Consider the following 17953-nt stretch of genomic DNA (forward strand, 5'->3'; position numbering starts at 1 on the left):
AGTGCCGCCTCATCCCTTCTTCTTGGCGCGCGGGTGCGCCGCGTCATACACCTTGGCCAGGTGCTGGAAATCCAGCTTCGTGTACACCTGCGTGGTGGCGATATGGGCATGGCCCAGCAGCTCCTGCACCGCGCGCAGATCGCCGCTGGACTGCAGCAGGTGCGAGGCGAAGGAATGCCGCAGCATGTGCGGATGCACATGGCCGGGCATGCCGGCCGCCAGCGCGCGCGCCCTCAGCAGCAGCCGCACCTGCGATTCGTTCAGCCGGCCGCCGCGCACGCCGACGAACAGGGCCGCCTCGCCGGCCCGCGCCAGCCCGGCGCGGTGCGGCAGCCAGGCCTGCAGCGCCCGCAGCGCCGCGCGGCCCAGGGGCACACCGCGGCGCTTCGCCCCCTTGCCCAGCACCTGGGCCTCGGCCGAGGGCAGGTCGATCCAGCCGCGCGCGTCGCGGCTCGCCTGCAGGTCCAGGCCCACCAGCTCGCCGACCCGCAGGCCGGCGCCATAGAGCAGCTCGACGATGCAGGCGTCGCGCGCCTCCAGGCGCGCATCGGCATCGGCGGCCGTGAACTCGGCCAGTTGCACCGCCTCGTCGACGCCCAGGGCCTTGGGCAGAGGCTTGGGGCCCCTGGGCGCGCGCAGGCCCTCGATCGGGTTGTGGTTCACAAGGCGCTCGCCGCCCAGCCAGCGGTACAGGCCGCGCCAGGCCGACAGCAGCAAGGCAAGGCTGCGCGGTCCCAGGCCCTCGGCATGCAGGCGCGCCGCCCAGCGCCGCGCCTGCGCCTGCTGCAGCGTCAGCAGCTCGACGCCATCGTCCAGCGCCAGCGCCTGCAGGCGCCGCAGCGCGTCGGCATAAATCTGCAGGGTGCGGCCGGCCAGCCGGCGCTGCACCCGGGCATGCTCCAGATAACGCTGGAGCAGGGCTTCAGTCAGCGGGGCCGACATCGGGCGCGACGGCCGGCGGCAGCAGGCGCACCAGGCCGGCACTGGCCAGTTCGCCGATGCGGGCCAGGAACTCGGTGCCCATCTCGGCCGTGTAGCGCGTCGGGTCGGGCGAGCCCAACACCAGCAGACCGAATGCCGGCCCGGCCGGGCCGCGGGTCAGCGGGATCAGGGCCAGCGATGTGACCCCCTGGCCATGCTCGTCGGTCAGCCAGCGCGCCGCCTCGAAGCCGGAGTTGACGCCGCAATAGGGCTGGTTGAGGCTGGCGGCGAAGCTCTTGACGTCCTGGCTGACGGCCTGGGCGAACTCGGCGCCGGCATGCACCGGACTCACGCCCCACAGGCGCAACCCGGCATGCGGGATCATGAACTCGTGACGCAGTTGCTGCAGCAGCACGGCCGGCACCGCGGCCGGATCCTCGGTGCGCATCAGGCCCAGGGTCCAGCGGTGCAGGCGGTCGGCGATGGCGACGTTCTCCTGGCCGTTGCGGATCATCTCGATGATCTTGAACTCCAGGCCCTTGATCTTCTCGCGCAGCATCTCGGCCTGGCGCTCCTGCAGCGACACGGCGCGCTGGCCATGCGGATGGCTCAGCTGCACCGAGGCCAGCAGCTCGGCATGGCGCTCGAAAAAGCCCGGCGTGTTGGCCAGGAAATCGGCAATGTCCTGTTCGGTAATGCCCTGGGTGCCTTCAATGCTCACAGCTCGATCTCTCCCTCAAACACGGTTTGCGCCGGCCCCGTCATCAGCACCGGCGCGCTCAGGCCCTGGCTGATGCCCGCCCATTCGATCGTCAGCAGGCCGCCACGCGCCTGCACGTCCACCTTCTCGTCCAGCCAGCCGAGGCGGATGCCGGCCACCACGGCCGCGCAGGCCCCGGTGCCGCAGGCCAGGGTCTCGCCGGCACCGCGCTCGAACACGCGCAACCTCACATGGCCGCGGTCCTGCACCTGCAGGAAGCCGGCATTCACCCGGCGCGCGAAGCGCGCATGTGTCTCGACCCGCGGGCCCAGGCTCAGCACCGGCGCGGTGTCGACATCGGCAACGCGCTGCACCGCATGCGGGTTGCCCATCGACAGCACCGCGACCTCGCAGCCCAGCTCGGCCAGCGGCCAGAGCTCGAAATCGCCCTCGCGCCGCGGGGTCAGTCCTTGCGCGTCGAAGGGCACGCGCGCCGGCTCGAAGATCGGCGCGCCCATGTCCACCGTGACGCGGCCATCCTCGCGCAGGCGCAGCTCCAGCAGCGAGTTCATGGTCTCGACCTTGATGCTGCGCTTGGTCGACAGGCCCTTGTCCGCCACGTAGCGCACGAAGCAGCGCGCGCCGTTGCCGCAATGCTCGACCTCGTCGCCATCGTTGTTGAAGATGCGGTAGCGGAAGTCGACGCCCGGCGTGTCGCTGCTCTCGATCACCAGGATCTGGTCGCAGCCGACGCCGAAGCGGCGGTCGCCGAGCGCGCGCAGCTGCTCGTCGCTCAGGCGCAGCGGCGCCTGCCTGGCATCGATCACGACGAAGTCGTTGCCGGCTCCGTGCATCTTGGTGAAGCGCAGTTTCATGGCTGGATTATCACGCCCATTCAGTACAGCGAGGCCTGGCCCTCGGGCCGCGTCTTGAAGCGCTTGTGCACCCACAGGTATTGCGCCGGCCGCTCGCGGATGCGCGCCTCCAGCCAGCTGTTCAGGCGCCGCGCGTCGCCCTCGGCGTCGGCGCTGGGATAGCCCTCGAAGGGTTCGCCCAGCTCGACCTCGTAGCCGCGCCCGCCCGGCAGCATCGTGATCACGACCGGCTGCACCCTCATGCCCAGGCTGTGGGCCATGCGCCCGGGCGCCAGCAGGGTGCAGGCCGGCACGCCGAAGAAGGGCACGAAGGCCGAGTCCTTGGGGCCGAAATCCATGTCGGGCAGATTGACGAAGCCGTAGCGCTGACGGATCAGCCGTATCACCGGGCGGATGCCGTCCTTGCGGTCGAACAGCGCGTTCTGGCCGAAGCGCGAGCGCCCGGCCAGCATCTGCGCGTCGAACACCGCATTGCTCTGGGTCTGGTAGACGCTGACGCCCGGCTGGCGCTGGTTCAGCATCAGCCCCGGGCTGGACCATTCCAGGCCGACGAAATGCGGCGTCAGCCACATCACCGGCGCCGCGCTCTTCTCGGCGAAATGCACATCGCCCTTGACGTGCATCAGGCGCTGCAGGCGCCCCGGCGAGGCGAACCACAGCAGGCCGCGCTCCAGCACGCTGCGGCCCAGCCAGCCGAAATGCGCGCGCGCGATCGCGGTCCGCTCGGCCACCGGCTTCTCGGGGAAGCACAGCTCCAGATTGCGCAGCGCGATGCGCCGGCGCGAGCCGGCCAGGCGCCACAGCAGCGCGCCCAGGCCCTGCCCCAGCGCCGCCAGCAGCGGCAGCGGCAGGAAATGCAGCAGCCACAGCAGGCCGATGGCGCCGCGCGCGGCCGCGCTGCCGATCCAGCTGCCGCGCTTCACGAGGCCTGCTCCGGGGCCGCGGCCTGCGCCTGCCGGCGCGGCTGCTTGTAGCGGTGATAGCCCCACAGATACTGCCCCGGCGCCTGCCGGATCATGGCCTCCATCGCCGCGTTGACGGCGGCCGCGCCGACCTCCGGCGCGGCATCCGCGGCCAGCTCCGGCCCCGGCGCCACGCGCACCACGAAGCCCCGCCCCCAGGGCAGGCGCTCGCCCCACAGCTGCAGCACGGTCGCACCGGTCTGCTGCGCCAGGCGGGCCGCCAGGGTCATGGTGTAGGCGGGCCGGCCGAAGAACGGCGCCCACACGCCCAGGCCCTCGGGCGGGACCTGGTCGGGCAGCAGGCCCACGGTCCGGCCCTGGCGCAGCGCGCGGATCATCTGGCGCACCCCGGCCAGATTGGCCGGGGCCGCGGCCAGGTGTTCGCGCTCGCGCGAGGCATCGATCAGCTCGCGCACCCAGGCCTGGCGCGCCGGGCGGAACAGCACCGTGATCGGCGCGCGCGCGCCGAAATGCTCGGCATAGGCCTGGGCCGCCACCTCGAAGCAGCCCATGTGCGGGGTCAGCAGGATCAGGCCGCGGCCGCGCGCCAGCGCCGCCTCGGTCAGGCCCTCGTCCAGCCATTGCACGCGCGCGCCCAGCGGCTTCGAGGCCGGCCGCAGCCACAGCCAGGGCAGTTCGCCCAGCATGCGCCCGGCATGCGCGACGGCCGGCCGCACGCGCGCCCAGCCCAGGCCGGCGCTGCGCGTGTTGGCCAGGAAGCGGCGGCGGTAGGTCGGCGACAGCAGCCAGGTCAGCCAGCCGGCCAGGGCACCGAAGCCCTGCAGCAGCCACAGGGGACAACGGGACAGCAAACGGAAGAGCAACATCTTTTTTTCTATAATCGGGCCATCGCCGAGTTAATTTGGACAACTTGCGGGGCGATGCGGATGCTTATCAAGCCATTGAAAGCCCGCCGGGCTGTCAAGCTCCATAAATGCCGCTAAAGCGTTCGCCGCGTCTCCTGACCAGCACGGCAACGCCGATCGACTGACTGTTAGGAGTGTAAAAGTGGCGAGTAGCGATTTTCTCTTTACTTCGGAATCCGTCTCCGAAGGGCATCCGGACAAGGTCTCCGACCAGATCTCGGACGCGATTCTGGATGCGATCTTCACCCAGGACCCGCTCTCGCGTGTGGCCGCCGAGACCCTGTGCAACACCGGCCTGGTCGTGCTGGCCGGCGAGATCACGACCAATGCGCATGTCGACTACATCCAGGTCGCGCGCGACACCATCAAGCGCATCGGCTACGACAACACCGAGTACGGCATCGACTACAAGGGCTGCGCGGTGCTGGTGGCCTATGACAAGCAGAGCAACGACATCGCCCAGGGTGTGGACCGCGCGAGCGACGACTACCTGAACATCGGCGCCGGCGACCAGGGCCTGATGTTCGGCTACGCCTGCGACGAGACGCCCGAGCTGATGCCCGCGCCGATCTACTACGCGCACCGCCTGGTCGAGCGCCAGGCCCAGCTGCGCAAGGACGGCCGCCTGCCCTTCCTGCGTCCCGACGCCAAGAGCCAGGTGACGATGCGCTATGTCGACGGCAAGCCGCATTCGATCGACACCGTCGTGCTGTCGACCCAGCACAGCCCCGAGATGAGCCTGGGCGAGAAGATGAAGCCCGAGTTCTACGAGGCCGTGATCGAGGAGATCATCAAGCCGGTGCTGCCCAAGGAATGGCTGAAGGAGACGAAATATCTGGTCAACCCGACCGGCCGCTTCGTCATCGGCGGCCCGCAGGGCGACTGCGGCCTGACCGGCCGCAAGATCATCGTCGACACCTATGGCGGTGCCTGCCCGCATGGCGGCGGCGCCTTCTCGGGCAAGGATCCGACCAAGGTCGACCGCTCGGCCGCCTATGCCGCGCGCTATGTGGCCAAGAACATCGTCGCCGCCGGCCTGGCCAAGCAATGCCAGATCCAGGTCGCCTACGCGATCGGCGTGGCGCGCCCGATGAACGTGACCGTCTACACCGAAGGCACCGGCGTGATCAGCGACGACAAGATCGCCGCCCTGGTCAACGAGCATTTCGACCTGCGTCCCAAGGGCATCATCCAGATGCTGGACCTGCTGCGCCCGATCTACTCGAAGACCGCCGCCTACGGCCACTTCGGCCGCGAGGAGCCGGAGTTCACGTGGGAAGGAACGGACAAGGCGGCGGCGCTGCGCGCGGCCGCTGGCCTGTAAGGCCACCGCGCAGCGGCTTGGCCGTTCTTGGGCGGAGTTCATATCGCGCAGCGATGTGAACGCAGACCAAAGAACCGACAAGGCTTAGGCGCTGCGCGCGCCCGCAACACCCGTCAAGCCACCGCCAGGTGGCTTTTCTTTTGCAGGGCCCCGCCGGGCCTCGCAGCATCGCAACAAATACCTACAAAGCGGGCAGCGGTCCTCGCTAAGCTGAGGGGCACCCCGAGCTGTTTGTCCCGCGCATGTCCTCGCCCCCCGCCCCCATCCCGTCGCCGACCGCCCCCTCCGAGCTGCAGGTGCTGCCCGATGGGCATCGGCTCGAGGGCTACCAGCTGCACGGCCTCATGGCCGCCACCAGTTCCTCGCTGAGCTATCTCGCGACCGACCTCGAACTGGGTCTGGCCGTGACGGTGATGGAGTATTTCCCGGCCGCACTGGCCCGGCGCGGCACGACGGGACTCGTCGGCGCCGCCGAGGAGCGACATGCCCGGGCCTACCAGCGTGGCCTGAGCGCCTTTGCCGAGGAGGCCCGCGTGCTGGCCCGCTGCCAGCACCCCTCGCTGGTGCAGGTGCAGCGGCTCTGGCATGCACAGGGCACGGCCTACCGCGTCACCCCCTACCGCGACGCGCTGCCGCTGCTCGCGCTGCGTCGCGAGATGCCCGGCCCACCCGATGAGATCGCGCTGCTGGCCTTGCTGGACGGCCTGCTCGGTGCCCTGGCCGCCTTCCACCTCAGCGGCCATGTCCATGGCGGCGTGCACCCCGGCAACATCCTGCTGCTGGCCGATGACCAGCCGCTGCTACTGGGCCCGGACTGGGCCGCCACCGCCTTGGCGCTGGAGCAGACCGGCAGCGCCGTGAGCGAGGCGCAGGCCGGCTTTGCGCCGCGCGAGCAGGCCGGCCTGCCGCCCGGATCGCCGCCGGACGCCGCCATCGACCTGTACGCGCTCAGCGAAGTTGTGAAATTTTGCATCGGCGGCGAGCTGCCGCCGCCGAGCTCCGCGCGACGCCTCGGCGCCTCCGGCGAGTCGGCGTTCGAACTGGTGCAGCGCCGCTTCGGCCACGACCCGCGCGTGCGCTTCAGCACGCCCTTGCTGCGCACGCTGGACGCGGCCACCTCGGGCCGCCCCCAGGAGCGCCCCCACGACATCGCGCAGTACCGGGCCTGGCTGGGCAGCGGGCCGCCGCCGCCGCAGGAAGCGGCAGCAACGTCGGCACCCACCTCGGCCTCGGCTCCAGGCCCGACAGCGGCGCCGACGCCCCAGGCCGTGGCAAGCGCCGAGCAGGGCGATGCGAACGACTTCCTGACGCCGGAGTTCCTGGCGCGGCTGACGCAGGCCAACGTCGAAGCGCCGGACGAGGATGTCGCGCCGCCGCCTGCGGCGGTCCCGGGCCGGCCCGATCGCAGGCCGGCCGCCGCCGAGCCCGGGCCCAACGGTCATCTGGAGCAGGCCTCGGTCGAGGACCTGCTCGCCGTCAGTCCGGCCACCCCCGACGCCGGCGCGGCGGCGCCTTCGGGCGGGACCCGCATCGAGGGCGGCACGCGTCCCGGCGGCTGGCCCGCGCCGAAGAAGCGGCGCCCCGCGCTGGCGGCGGCCCTGTCCCTGGGCGTGCTCGCGCTGGCCGGCGTCGGCGCCTGGCAGAGCGGCCTGATCGAATGGCCGCCCATGGCTACCTCCCGGCTGGCTCGGCCGCCCACGACCGGGCCGGCCCAGCCGGCCGATGCCGGCGCGCAGGCCCGGCTGGCCCGCACCGAGGCGGACCTGAAGCGGGCCGAGGAGGTGCTGGCCCGCTCGGCCATCGAGCCGGCGGCCGCGCCGGCGGCATCGGCCGCAAGCGCGGCCCCGGCCAGCGCCGCGGCCTCCTATCCACTCCCCTCGGCCCCGACCGGGGCCGGCATGGCCGCGACAGCCGCGGCGCCGGACGAACCGACGGCCGCCCCCGAGCCGGCGCCGCGGGAGTCCGGCGGCAAGCGTGCCCGCCACACCACGGCCGGCAGCTCGACCAAGGACACGCCGCGCAGCGTCTGCGGCAACCGCAGCGATTTCTCGCTGTACCGCTGCATGCAGACGCAATGTGCGCAGGCCCGCTGGCGCGGTCACGCGCAATGCCAGGCCCTGAAGAACGAAGAGACGCGCTGAGGCGCCGCGGCGGGCGGGTAGCTCAGCGCCGAGTACACCAGCTGACAGGCCCTGTCAGCAGCATGACCCTATGCTGGCGGCTCCGCAGGGAGCCACCGACCTTGAGCACAGACATCACCCTCGACGAACTGCGCCGTTACGCCATCGCGCGCAGCCTCTTCAAGCCCACCACCCTGCCCGCCGCGATCAGGAAGCTGGGCTTTGTCCAGGCCGACCCGATGCGGGCGCCGGCGCGGGCGCAGGACCTGATCCTGATGCAGCGCGTCGAGGGCTACCGCGCCGGCGACCTGGAGCGCCGCTATCAGCGCCTGGAGATCGAGGAGGACTGCTTCGTCAACTACGGCTTCCTGCCCCGGCAACACCTGGCCCTGCTGCATCCGCGCGTCGCGCGCCGCGCCTGGGACGCGCAGACGCAGGCGCGGGCCGCCGAGCTGCTGGACTTCATCCGCGCGCGCGGCCACACCCATCCGAAGCAGGTGCTGGAAGCCTTCGACCATGGCCTGGTGCCGGGCTACTGGGGCGGCACGCTGAACGCCAGCACCCAGCTGCTGGACGGCATGCATTACCGCGGCCTGCTGCGCGTGGTGCGGCGCGAGGCCGGCACGCGGGTCTACGAGGCCATCCAGCATGCCGAGGTCGACCCCGGTCCGGCCGCCCGGCAGGCCCGCGCCGAGCGGCTGCTGGACCTGGTGCTGCGGCTCTATGCCCCGCTGCCGGCCGCGAGCCTGGGCTATCTGACCAGCCTGCTGCGCTACGGCGCACCGCATCTGCAGGCCGAAACCCGCGCCGTGCAGAAACTGGCGCGCGAGCGCTATGCCCACCACAAGATCGATGGCCAGACCTGGTTCTGGCCGGCCGACGAGAACCCGCGCAGCAGGCGGCACGCGCCGCAGGAGCGCCTGCGCTTCCTGGCCCCCTTCGACCCGGTTGTCTGGGACCGGCGCCGCTTCGCGCTGTTCTGGGACTGGACCTACAAGTTCGAGGCCTACACCCCGGCCGCGCGGCGCACGATGGGCCATTACGCACTGCCCCTGCTGTGGGGCGAGCAGATGCTGGGCTGGGCCAATCTGAGCATCGAGAAGAACGGCCGGCTGCGCCACGAACTGGGCTTCGTCGGCCCCCGGCCGCGCGGGCCGCTGTTCAAGGCGGCGCTGGAGGAGGCGCTGGCAGAGATGCAGCGCTTTCTGCAGCCCTAGCGAGGCTGGCGGCCGGCCGGCGCCGGGAGCAAACTAGACGGGTGGTCGGCGCGGCCGGCCACCTTGTCTTCTCCCTAGGAGGCTGCCATGGCTATCTCCTCTCATTTGTCCACCTACCTCGATCAGCGCGGCGCCCGCTACGACATCTGCCCGCACGAGCGCAGCCGCAGCAGCGCCGAAACGGCGCGCCATGCCCATGTTCCCGCCAGCCAGCTGGCCAAGTCGGTCATGCTCGAGGACGAGGCCGGCTGCGTGCTGGCGGTACTGCCGGCCGACCAGACCGTGATGGTCGGCGAACTGGCCCGCATGCTGGGCCGCAGGAAGCTGCGGCTGGCCGACGAATCCCGCATCTCGATGCTGTTCGGCGACTGCGACCGCGGCGCCTTGCCGGCGGTCGGCATGGCCTGGGGCATCGAGACCATCGTCGACGAGGAGCTCGAATCCAACGAGGTGGTCTATATGGAAGGCGGCGACCACCAGCATCTGCTGCGCATGTCGCGCGACCAGTTCCGCGCGCTGATGTGCGAGCAAGCGCATGGGCATTTCTGCAAGCTGCCCAGCCATTGAACCGAGATGATCGGCGCGACCTTCCGCTTCTACGAGGAGCTGAACGACTTTCTGGCACCGCGGCGGCGCGGTCATGAGTTCGCCTGCCGCTGTGCCCCCAGCGCGACCACCAAGCACATGATCGAGGCGTTCGGCGTGCCGCATACCGAAGTCGAGCTGGTGCTGGTCAACGGTGAGTCGGTCGCCTTCGAACGGCGCCTCAACGACGGCGACCGCGTCGCGGTCTACCCCAAGTTCGAGGCCCTCGACATCACGCCGCTGCTGCGGGTGCGCGAGCGCCCCCTGCGGCTCACGCGCTTCGTCGCCGACGCGCACCTGGGCGGGCTGGCGCGCCTGCTGCGCATGGCCGGCTTCGACACCTTGTACGACAACCATTACCGCGACCCCGAGATCGTCAGCCTGGCCGAAGCCGAAGGCCGCATCGTGCTGACGCGCGACCGCGAGCTGCTCAAGCGCCGCGGCGTCAGCCATGGCTGCTATGTGCACGCGCTGCGGCCGGTACAGCAGCTGCGCGAGCTCGTGGCGCGGCTGGACCTGGCGCGCAGCGCGCGGCCGCTGACGCTCTGCCTGGACTGCAACCGGCCGTTGCAGGCGGTGAGCCGGGCCGAGGTCGCGGCCCGGCTGCCGGATCATGTGCGAGGCGATCGTTTCAGCCGCTGCGACGCCTGCCAGCGGGTCTTCTGGGAGGGCTCGCATTGGCGGCATATGCGGCAGCGGCTCGATCATTTGCTGCGGCCCGGCTGAAAAGCCGCTACGCTCGCTGCCAGCGCAAGACAGGGAAAGCGTCGATGGCCCCACCTCTTCGCCTGCATGTGCCCGAACCCAGCGGCCGCCCGGGGCATGCCACCGATTTCTCCTATCTGCACCTGACGCCCGCCGGTCAGGCACGGCGGCCCGCGGTCGATGTCGCGCCCGCCGACACCGCCGACCTCGCCTACAGCCTGGTGTCCGTGCTGGCCGACGACGGCCAGGCAGTCGGCCCCTGGGCCCCCGAGGTCGATGTCGCACTGCTGCGCCGCGGCCTGCGCGCGATGATGAAGACCCGGGCCTTCGATGCCCGCATGCTGACCGCGCAGCGGCAGAAGAAGATCTCGTTCTACATGCAATGCCTGGGCGAGGAGGCCGTCGCCTGCGCCCATGCGCTGGCGCTGGCCGGCGGCGATATGTGTTTCCCGACCTACCGCCAGCAGGGACTGCTGCTGACGCGCGAGGACGTGCCGCTGGTCGAGCTGATCTGCCAGCTGATGTCCAACGAGCGCGACCCGCTGAAGGGGCGCCAGTTGCCGGTGATGTACTCGTACAAGCGCGCCGGCTTCTTCTCGATCTCGGGCAATCTGGCGACCCAGTTCATCCAGGCGGTCGGCTGGGCGATGGCCGCGGCGATCAAGGGCGACAACCGCATCGCCTCGGCCTGGATAGGCGACGGAGCGACCGCCGAATCCGATTTCCACACCGCACTGACCTTTGCCCATGTCTACCGCGCGCCGGTGATCCTGAACGTCGTCAACAACCAATGGGCGATCTCGACCTTCCAGGCGATCGCCGGTGGCGAGGCCACCACCTTTGCCGCCCGCGGCGTCGGCTGCGGCATCGCATCGCTGCGCGTGGACGGCAACGATTTCCTGGCCGTCTATGCCGCCTCGCGCTGGGCGGCCGAGCGCGCGCGCAGCAACCTCGGGCCGACCCTGATCGAATGGGTCAGCTACCGCGCCGGCGCCCATTCGACCTCGGATGACCCGTCGCGCTACCGCCCGGCCGACGACTGGGCCCATTTCCCGCTTGGCGACCCGATCGCGCGGCTGCGCCAGCATCTGCAGCGCCTGGGCGCCTGGTCCGAGCGGGAGCATGAACAGACGCAGCAGGCGCTGGATGCCGAGATGGCGGCGGCGCTGAAGGAGGCCGAGCAATACGGCACGCTGGCCGACGGCCACCTGGCCGGCATCGCTTCGATGTTCGACGATGTCTACCGGGACATGCCGGAACATCTGCGCCGGCAGCGGCAGCAAGCGGGGGTCTCGGATGAAGCCGCCCCCTGAGCGCTGCGCGCGCCCGCGGGCGGTGAAAAGACGGCATGGGGAACCGCGATGCCTCGCATGACGATGATCCAGGCCCTGCGTTCGGCGATGGACGTGATGCTGGAACGCGATGCCGATGTCGTCGTGTTCGGCCAGGATGTCGGCTACTTTGGCGGCGTGTTCCGCTGCACCGAGGGCCTGCAGGCCAAGCATGGCCGGTCGCGGGTGTTCGACGCACCGATCTCCGAAGGCGGCATCGTCGGCGCGGCGGTCGGCATGGGCGCCTATGGGCTCAGGCCGGTGGTCGAGATCCAGTTCGCCGACTATTTCTATCCGGCCTCCGACCAGATCGTCTCCGAGGCGGCGCGGCTGCGCTACCGCTCGGCCGGCGACTTCACGGCGCCGATCACGATACGCATGCCCTGCGGCGGCGGCATCTACGGCGGCCAGACCCATAGCCAGAGCCCGGAGGCGCTGTTCACACATGTCTGCGGGCTGCGCACCGTGATGCCCAGCAACCCCTACGACGCCAAGGGCCTGCTGATCGCGGCGATCGAGAACGACGACCCGGTGATCTTTCTCGAGCCCAAGCGGCTTTACAACGGCCCCTTCGACGGCCATCACGAACGGCCGCTCATCCCCTGGTCGCAGCATCCGCTGGCCGAGGTGCCCGAGGGCCATTACCGGATCGCGCTGAGCGAGGCGGCCGTGTTCCGCCCCGGCACCGCGCTGACCGTGCTGGCCTACGGCACGATGGTGTTTGTCTGCGAGGCCGCCGCGGCCGAGAGCGGCATCGACGCCGAGATCATCGACCTGCGCAGCCTCTGGCCGCTGGACCTCGCCAGCATCATCGCGTCGGTGCAGAAGACCGGCCGCTGCGTCGTCGTTCACGAGGCCACCCGCACCAGCGGCTTCGGTGCCGAGCTGGCGGCCCTGGTGCAGGAGCATTGCTTCTATCAGCTCGAGGCGCCGATCGAGCGCGTGACCGGCTGGGACACGCCCTACCCCCATGCCCAGGAATGGGCCTATTTCCCGGGTCCGGCGCGGGTGGCGGCGGCGTTCCGGCGGGTCATGGAAGCCTGAGATGGCGGAACATCTGATCAAGGTACCCGACCTCGGCGAAGGCATTGCCGAGGTCGAGCTGGTGGCCTGGCATGTGCAAGTCGGCGCGGAGGTCGCCGAGGACCAGGCGCTGGCCGATGTGATGACCGACAAGGCCACGGTCGAGATCCCGTCGCCGGTGGCCGGCCGGGTGCTGTCGCTGGGTGGCGCCATCGGCCAGGTGCTGGCGGTCGGTGCCGAGTTGATGCGCATCGAGGTCGCAGCCGACGCGGCGGCGCCCGCGGCCGACGCGCAACCGCCCGAGCCCGCGCCGGCTCCCGCGCTTGCGCCCACACCGCCCGCCAATGCAGCGCGGCCGGCCGGCGCGCGGCCCATCGCCTCGCCGGCGGTGCGCGCGCGCGCCTGGGAGCTCGGCATCGCGCTGCAGGACGTGCGCGCCAGCGGCACCGCCGGCCGCATCATGCAGGCCGATCTCGATGCCCATCTCGCCCGCCACCCCGCGCTTGGCGCCGGCGCGGCCAGGCGGCCGGGCCCCGCGACCCCGGCCGGCGATGCGACCGAGGCCATGCCCATCGTCGGCCTGCGCCGCAAGATCGCGCAGAAGATGCAGGAGTCCAAGCGCCGCATCCCGCATTTCAGCTATGTCGAGGAGGTCGATGTCAGCGCATTGCAGGAGCTGCGCGAGCGGCTCAACGAGCGCTGGGCCGCGACACGCGGCCACCTGACCCTGCTGCCCTTCATCGTGCGCGCCACCGTGCTGGCGCTGCAGCAGTTCCCGCAGCTCAACGCGCGCCTGGACGACGAGGCCGGCATCCTGATCCGCCATCGGGGCGTGCATCTGGGCATCGCGACCCAGACCGAGGCCGGCCTGATGGTGCCGGTGCTGCGCCATGCCGAGGGTCTGGACCTGTGGGCCGGCGCCGCCGAGATCGCCCGCCTGAGCGCCGCCTGCCGCAGCGGCAAGATCGTGCGCGACGAGCTGAGCGGCTCGACCCTGACGCTCAGCAGCCTGGGTCCGCTCGGCGGCATCGCCTCGACGCCGGTGATCAACCATCCCGAGGTCGCGATCATCGGCATCAACCGCATCGTCGAGCGGCCGGTGATGCGGGGCGGCGCCGTCGTCGCGCGACAGATGATGAACCTGTCGTCCTCCTTCGACCATCGCGTCGTCGACGGCCTGCTGGCCGCCGAGTTCGTGCAGGCGCTGCGCGGCTATCTGGAGCAGCCGGCCACGCTGTTCATCGACTGACCAGGGCCTGCGCCGCCGCGGGCCGGCGCGCCGCCAGCAGCGCCGCCGCCAGCTCGGCGAAGCCGCGCCCGCGCTCGGCCGCGGTCACATAGGCCGGCAGATGGCGCAGCTGCGGCAGGAAGCGCGCGATGTTCGCCACGCCCACCGACAGCGGCACGCGCTCGAACATCAGCTGGTCATTGGTGGAATCGCCGACATAGGCCCATTCGCGCGGCTCGAATGGCATCCGCAGCAGGGCCTGCACGGCCCACTCGGCGGCGCTCCACTTGCTGTGCTCGCCGATCCAGCCGTTGACATGGATGGAGCTGACGGTGGCGGTCAGGCCATGCTCGCGCATCACGGCGCAGACCGCGTCGATCTGCGCCGGCGTCAGATGCGCGAACTCGCTGTGGTCGACCGCGATATCGGTCAGGCGTCCGGCGCTGTCGGTGGCGAGCCGGCTGCCCGGCACGCGCCGCAGCACCTCGGCCGCGCAGGCCTGCAGGCGCTCGAAATTGAGCGCCCGCGTCACCTCGTCCTGGCTGAAGTCGCGCAGCAGTTCGCCGCCGGCGCCGCTTCTCAGCATCACCGAGCCGTTCTCCGCCACGATGGCCGCCACCGGCCAGGCCAGCGCGAAGGGCTCGCTCCAGCCGGCCGGGCGGCCGGTGATCGCAATCACCGGCACGCCGGCGGCGCGCAGGGCCTGCAGCGCGTCCAGCGCCTCGGGCGCGATGCCGCCCTCGGCGGTCAGGGTGTCGTCGATGTCGGTGAGGATGCCGCGCAGCGCGCGCAGGAGCGCCGGCGGACAGGAGGAAAGGGCTTGCATGGGCGGGATTGTCCGCAATCCCGGCCCTGTTCCGCGCCTGCCCGGGCGGCGTGCGGCTAGAATGTGCGTCTTCCGAGGAGCGTTGCAACCTCTGCGCTAAGAGGCCAGGCTCGGAAGCCCTGACAAGCTCAGGCCACTGCAACCGCGCTCACCCGCAATCTCGTCGTGGGTGATCGATTTCTATCCATCAGCATCCGCGCGAGCATTGCGGCTTCATACCGAAGGAGCTTTGCAATGAATGCTGCTGTGCTGAAGACGAACACGCTGCCCGCCGACCAGTTCAAGATCGCCGACATCTCGCTTGCCGCCTGGGGCCGCAAGGAGCTGAAGATTGCCGAGAGCGAGATGCCCGCGCTGATGGCCATCCGCAAGGAATATGCCGCCACCCAGCCGCTGAAGGGCGCGCGCATCACCGGCTCGCTGCACATGACGATACAGACCGGCGTGCTGGTCGAGACCCTGCAGGCGCTGGGCGCCGAGGTGCGCTGGGCCTCGTGCAATATCTTCTCCACGCAGGACCATGCCGCCGCCGCCCTGGTGGCCGAGGGCACGCCGGTGTTCGCCTACAAGGGCGAGTCGCTGGAGGACTACTGGGACTACACCCACCGCATCTTCGAGTTCGCGGAGAAGGGCGCGCCGGGTGAAGGCCCGAACATGATCCTGGACGACGGCGGCGACGCCACGCTCTTGATGCACCTGGGCCAGAGGGCCGAGAAGGACCTGTCGGTGCTGGCAAACCCCGGCAGCGAGGAGGAGCGCATCCTGTTCGCCGCCATCAAGGCCAAGATCGCGCAGGACGCCAGCTGGTACACCCGCAAGAGCGCCGAGATCATCGGCGTGACCGAGGAGACCACCACCGGCGTGCACCGCCTGAAGGAGATGTCGGACAAGGGCACCCTGCTGTTCCGCGCGATCAATGTCAACGACTCGGTCACCAAGAGCAAGTTCGACAACCTCTACGGCTGCCGCGAGTCCCTGGTGGACGGCATCAAGCGCGCCACCGACGTGATGATCGCCGGCAAGATCGCCGTGATCGCCGGCTATGGCGACGTGGGCAAGGGCTCGGCCCAGGCGATGCGCGCGCTGTCGGCCCAGGTGTGGGTCACCGAGATCGACCCGATCTGCGCGCTGCAGGCCGCGATGGAGGGCTTCCGCGTCGTGACGATGGAATATGCCGCCGACAAGGCCGACATCTTCGTGACAACCACCGGCAACAAGGGCGTGATCCGCCATGAGCATATGGCCGCGATGAAGCACAACGCCATCGTCTGCAATATCGGCCATTTCGACAACGAGATCGACATCGCCGCGATCGAGCAGTACGAGTGGGAGGAGATCAAGCCCCAGGTCGATCACGTCATCTTCCCGGACGGCAAGCGCATCATCCTGCTGGCCAAGGGCCGTCTGGTGAACCTGGGCTGCGGCACGGGCCACCCGAGCTATGTGATGTCGTCCTCGTTCGCGAACCAGACCATCGCCCAGATCGAGCTGTTCGCGCACCGGGACAAGTACCAGGTCGGCCAGGTCTATGTGCTGCCCAAGCACCTGGACGAGAAGGTCGCGCGCCTGCAGCTGGTGACCTTGAACGCCCAGTTGAGCGAGCTGACCGACGAGCAGGCGGCCTATATCGGCGTGTCGAAGAACGGCCCCTACAAGCCGGACACCTACCGTTATTGAGCGATGCGCGCCGACCAGCTGCTTGTCGCCCAGGGGCTGGCGCCCACGCGTTCGGTCGCGCAGCGGCTGATCGAGCGCGGCGCCGCCGAATGGGCCTCGCCCAAGTCCCCGGACAGCTGGGCCGCGCTGCGCAAGGCCGGCGAGGACCTGCCCGAGACGGCGCAACTGCGCATCACCGACGATGCGGAGCTGCGTTACGTCTCCCGCGGCGGGCTCAAGCTGGAGGGCGCGCTGCGGGCCTGCGGCCTGGCGGTCACCGGCCTGACCGTGCTGGACATCGGCCAGAGCACCGGCGGCTTCAGTGACTGCCTGCTGAAAAACGGCGCGGCGCGGGTGGTGGGCATCGACGTGGGCCATGGCCAGCTGCATGCCCGCCTCGCGGGCGATGCGCGCGTGCGCGCCATCGAGGGCATGCATGTGCGCGAGTTCAAGCCGGACGAGGCCTTCGCCCTGATCGTCGGCGACCTCAGCTTCATCTCGATGCTGGGCGAGTTGCCAAGGCTGGCGGCCTGGCTGGCGCCGGGGGGGCAGGTCTTGCTGCTGATCAAGCCGCAGTTCGAGCTGGGGCCCAAGGCCCTGGGCAAGGGCGGTCTGGTCAAGGACCAGGCCCAGTATCCGCAGCTCGAGGCGCGCGCTCGCGCGGCCGCCCAGGCCGCCGGCCTGACGCTGCGCCATTATTTTGAAAGCCCCATCACCGGTGGTGATGGCAATACCGAATTCTTCTTGTGGGCCCAGCTGCAATGAGTACGCCTGTCAGCTTCGAGTTCTTCCCCCCCAACACCCCCGTCGGCACCGAGAAGCTCAAGACCGTGGTGCAGGAGTTGGGCGCATGCAAGCCCCAGTATTTCAGCGTCACCTATGGCGCCGGCGGCTCCACGCGCGACAAGACCCTGGCCACCGTGATGGACATCGCGGCCAGCGGCTTCGAGGCCGCGCCGCATCTGAGCTGCGTGGGTTCGACGCGCGAGAACATCGCCGAGATCCTGGCCACCTACCGCGCGCAGCACATCCGCCGCGTCGTCGCGCTGCGCGGCGACCTGCCCAGCGGCACGGCCACGGCCGGTGAGTTCCGCTATGCCGCGGAGCTGGTGGCCTTCATCCGCGAGACCCAGGGGCCGGACTGGAAGATCGAGGTGGCAGCCTACCCCGAGTACCACCCGCAGCAGCGCTACGCGGCCAGGGACCTGCAGCATTTCGCCGACAAGATGCGCGCCGGCGCGACGGCCGCGATCACCCAGTTCTTCTTCAACCCCGACGCCTATTTCCACTTCGTCGACGCGGTGCGCAAGCTGGGCGTCGAGGCACCGATCATCCCGGGCATCATGCCCTTCCACAACTACGGCCGCATCGCCCAGTTCGCGGCGCGCGATGGCATCGAGATCCCGCGCTGGGTGGCGCTAAAGATGGAAGGCTATATGGACGATGCGGCGTCGATCCGCGCCTTCGGCCTGGATGTGATCACACAGCTGTGCGAGCGCCTGATCGCCGGCGGCGTACCGGCCATCCACTTCTACACCCTGAACCAGTCGGCCCTGACCCTGGAGTTGTGCAAACGCCTCGGGCTGGCCTGAGTTCGTTGACCCTGCTCAAGGA

17 protein-coding genes and 1 riboswitch are annotated in these 17953 nt (G+C 70.3%); of the genes, 11 read left to right on the forward strand and 6 right to left on the reverse strand.

Going from position 1 to position 17953, the window contains the following annotated elements; genetic code table 11:
- Window positions 1-9: 9 nt before the first annotated feature.
- The 5 genes from AC07OQ_RS16505 to AC07OQ_RS16525 are packed head-to-tail and all read right to left on the reverse strand — an operon-like array spanning window position 10 to window position 4285.
- Window positions 10-942: a tyrosine recombinase XerC gene (locus tag AC07OQ_RS16505; RefSeq protein ID WP_495054216.1), complete on the reverse strand. Its 933-nt coding sequence runs from the start codon at window positions 940-942 to the stop codon at window positions 10-12.
- Window positions 923-1642: a DUF484 family protein gene (locus AC07OQ_RS16510; protein WP_495054217.1), complete on the reverse strand. Its 720-nt coding sequence runs from the start codon at window positions 1640-1642 to the stop codon at window positions 923-925. Before AC07OQ_RS16510 ends, AC07OQ_RS16505 begins: the two co-directional genes overlap by 20 nt.
- On the reverse strand, window positions 1639-2496 hold the full coding sequence (dapF, locus tag AC07OQ_RS16515) for a diaminopimelate epimerase (RefSeq protein ID WP_495054218.1): 858 nt from the start codon (window positions 2494-2496) through the stop codon (window positions 1639-1641). Before dapF ends, AC07OQ_RS16510 begins: the two co-directional genes overlap by 4 nt.
- Before the next feature lie 20 nt (window positions 2497-2516).
- Complete coding sequence (locus tag AC07OQ_RS16520; RefSeq protein WP_495054219.1) at window positions 2517-3419, reverse strand: LpxL/LpxP family acyltransferase; 903 nt, start codon at window positions 3417-3419, stop codon at window positions 2517-2519.
- A complete protein-coding gene (locus AC07OQ_RS16525) occupies window positions 3416-4285 on the reverse strand; it encodes a lysophospholipid acyltransferase family protein (protein ID WP_495054220.1) in 870 nt (289 codons plus the stop codon). Before AC07OQ_RS16525 ends, AC07OQ_RS16520 begins: the two co-directional genes overlap by 4 nt.
- 181 nt (window positions 4286-4466) lie before the next feature.
- Here AC07OQ_RS16525 and metK point away from each other — a divergent pair, with 181 nt between their 5' ends.
- From metK to AC07OQ_RS16565, 8 genes are all read left to right on the forward strand, one after another.
- Complete coding sequence (gene metK / locus AC07OQ_RS16530) at window positions 4467-5648, forward strand: methionine adenosyltransferase (protein ID WP_495054221.1); 1182 nt, start codon at window positions 4467-4469, stop codon at window positions 5646-5648.
- A 242-nt stretch (window positions 5649-5890) separates the two neighbouring features.
- On the forward strand, window positions 5891-7789 hold the full coding sequence (locus AC07OQ_RS16535; RefSeq protein ID WP_495054222.1) for a serine/threonine-protein kinase: 1899 nt from the start codon (window positions 5891-5893) through the stop codon (window positions 7787-7789).
- A 101-nt stretch (window positions 7790-7890) separates the two neighbouring features.
- Window positions 7891-8985, forward strand: a complete 1095-nt coding sequence (locus tag AC07OQ_RS16540) for a winged helix DNA-binding domain-containing protein (protein WP_495054223.1) — start codon at window positions 7891-7893, stop codon at window positions 8983-8985.
- Between the two features lie 87 nt (window positions 8986-9072).
- Window positions 9073-9552 (forward strand): aminoacyl-tRNA deacylase, encoded by a 480-nt coding sequence (locus tag AC07OQ_RS16545; protein WP_495054224.1) that lies wholly within the window; start codon window positions 9073-9075, stop codon window positions 9550-9552.
- A gap of 6 nt (window positions 9553-9558) precedes the next feature.
- Window positions 9559-10296, forward strand: a complete 738-nt coding sequence (locus AC07OQ_RS16550; RefSeq protein WP_495054225.1) for a Mut7-C RNAse domain-containing protein — start codon at window positions 9559-9561, stop codon at window positions 10294-10296.
- A gap of 44 nt (window positions 10297-10340) precedes the next feature.
- Window positions 10341-11588, forward strand: a complete 1248-nt coding sequence (locus tag AC07OQ_RS16555) for a 3-methyl-2-oxobutanoate dehydrogenase (2-methylpropanoyl-transferring) subunit alpha (protein WP_495054226.1) — start codon at window positions 10341-10343, stop codon at window positions 11586-11588.
- Between the two features lie 57 nt (window positions 11589-11645).
- Complete coding sequence (locus AC07OQ_RS16560) at window positions 11646-12650, forward strand: alpha-ketoacid dehydrogenase subunit beta (RefSeq protein WP_495054227.1); 1005 nt, start codon at window positions 11646-11648, stop codon at window positions 12648-12650.
- A 1-nt stretch (window position 12651) separates the two neighbouring features.
- Window positions 12652-13878 carry a dihydrolipoamide acetyltransferase family protein gene (locus AC07OQ_RS16565; RefSeq protein ID WP_495054228.1) on the forward strand — a complete coding sequence of 409 codons (1227 nt, stop codon included), beginning with the start codon at window positions 12652-12654 and terminating at the stop codon, window positions 13876-13878.
- Here the strand turns inward: AC07OQ_RS16565 and AC07OQ_RS16570 are convergent.
- Complete coding sequence (locus AC07OQ_RS16570) at window positions 13868-14683, reverse strand: HAD-IIB family hydrolase (RefSeq protein WP_495054229.1); 816 nt, start codon at window positions 14681-14683, stop codon at window positions 13868-13870. The two genes, AC07OQ_RS16565 and AC07OQ_RS16570, sit on opposite strands and share 11 nt — an antisense overlap.
- A 68-nt stretch (window positions 14684-14751) precedes the next feature.
- Window positions 14752-14840: riboswitch (S-adenosyl-L-homocysteine riboswitch) on the forward strand.
- Between the two features lie 77 nt (window positions 14841-14917).
- Here AC07OQ_RS16570 and ahcY point away from each other — a divergent pair.
- Genes ahcY through metF form a run of 3 tightly spaced genes read left to right on the forward strand, consistent with a single transcriptional unit; the run spans window position 14918 to window position 17931 of the window.
- Window positions 14918-16360, forward strand: coding sequence for an adenosylhomocysteinase (gene ahcY / locus AC07OQ_RS16575; RefSeq protein WP_495054230.1), 1443 nt, complete (start codon window positions 14918-14920; stop codon window positions 16358-16360).
- Between the two features lie 3 nt (window positions 16361-16363).
- A complete protein-coding gene (locus AC07OQ_RS16580) occupies window positions 16364-17104 on the forward strand; it encodes a TlyA family RNA methyltransferase (protein WP_495054231.1) in 741 nt (246 codons plus the stop codon).
- Window positions 17101-17931 (forward strand): methylenetetrahydrofolate reductase [NAD(P)H], encoded by an 831-nt coding sequence (gene metF / locus AC07OQ_RS16585; RefSeq protein WP_495054232.1) that lies wholly within the window; start codon window positions 17101-17103, stop codon window positions 17929-17931. The genes AC07OQ_RS16580 and metF overlap by 4 nt, the downstream gene beginning before the upstream one ends.
- Window positions 17932-17953 lie beyond the last annotated feature (22 nt).

Source organism: Roseateles sp. GW821-FHT09B06, from assembly GCF_059418245.1.

Bases quoted from the DNA above. Each gene is read 5' to 3' on its own strand.
- AC07OQ_RS16505 (WP_495054216.1), bottom strand. From the start codon at position 942: ATGTCGGCCCCGCTGACTGAAGCCCTGCTCCAGCGTTATCTGGAGCAT.
- dapF (WP_495054218.1), bottom strand. From the start codon at position 2,496: ATGAAACTGCGCTTCACCAAGATGCACGGAGCCGGCAACGACTTCGTC.
- AC07OQ_RS16525 (WP_495054220.1), bottom strand. From the start codon at position 4,285: ATGTTGCTCTTCCGTTTGCTGTCCCGTTGTCCCCTGTGGCTGCTGCAG.
- AC07OQ_RS16535 (WP_495054222.1), top strand. From the start codon at position 5,891: ATGTCCTCGCCCCCCGCCCCCATCCCGTCGCCGACCGCCCCCTCCGAG.
- AC07OQ_RS16545 (WP_495054224.1), top strand. From the start codon at position 9,073: ATGGCTATCTCCTCTCATTTGTCCACCTACCTCGATCAGCGCGGCGCC.
- AC07OQ_RS16550 (WP_495054225.1), top strand. From the start codon at position 9,559: ATGATCGGCGCGACCTTCCGCTTCTACGAGGAGCTGAACGACTTTCTG.
- AC07OQ_RS16555 (WP_495054226.1), top strand. From the start codon at position 10,341: ATGGCCCCACCTCTTCGCCTGCATGTGCCCGAACCCAGCGGCCGCCCG.
- AC07OQ_RS16560 (WP_495054227.1), top strand. From the start codon at position 11,646: ATGACGATGATCCAGGCCCTGCGTTCGGCGATGGACGTGATGCTGGAA.
- AC07OQ_RS16565 (WP_495054228.1), top strand. From the start codon at position 12,652: ATGGCGGAACATCTGATCAAGGTACCCGACCTCGGCGAAGGCATTGCC.
- AC07OQ_RS16570 (WP_495054229.1), bottom strand. From the start codon at position 14,683: ATGCAAGCCCTTTCCTCCTGTCCGCCGGCGCTCCTGCGCGCGCTGCGC.
- ahcY (WP_495054230.1), top strand. From the start codon at position 14,918: ATGAATGCTGCTGTGCTGAAGACGAACACGCTGCCCGCCGACCAGTTC.
- AC07OQ_RS16580 (WP_495054231.1), top strand. From the start codon at position 16,364: ATGCGCGCCGACCAGCTGCTTGTCGCCCAGGGGCTGGCGCCCACGCGT.
- metF (WP_495054232.1), top strand. From the start codon at position 17,101: ATGAGTACGCCTGTCAGCTTCGAGTTCTTCCCCCCCAACACCCCCGTC.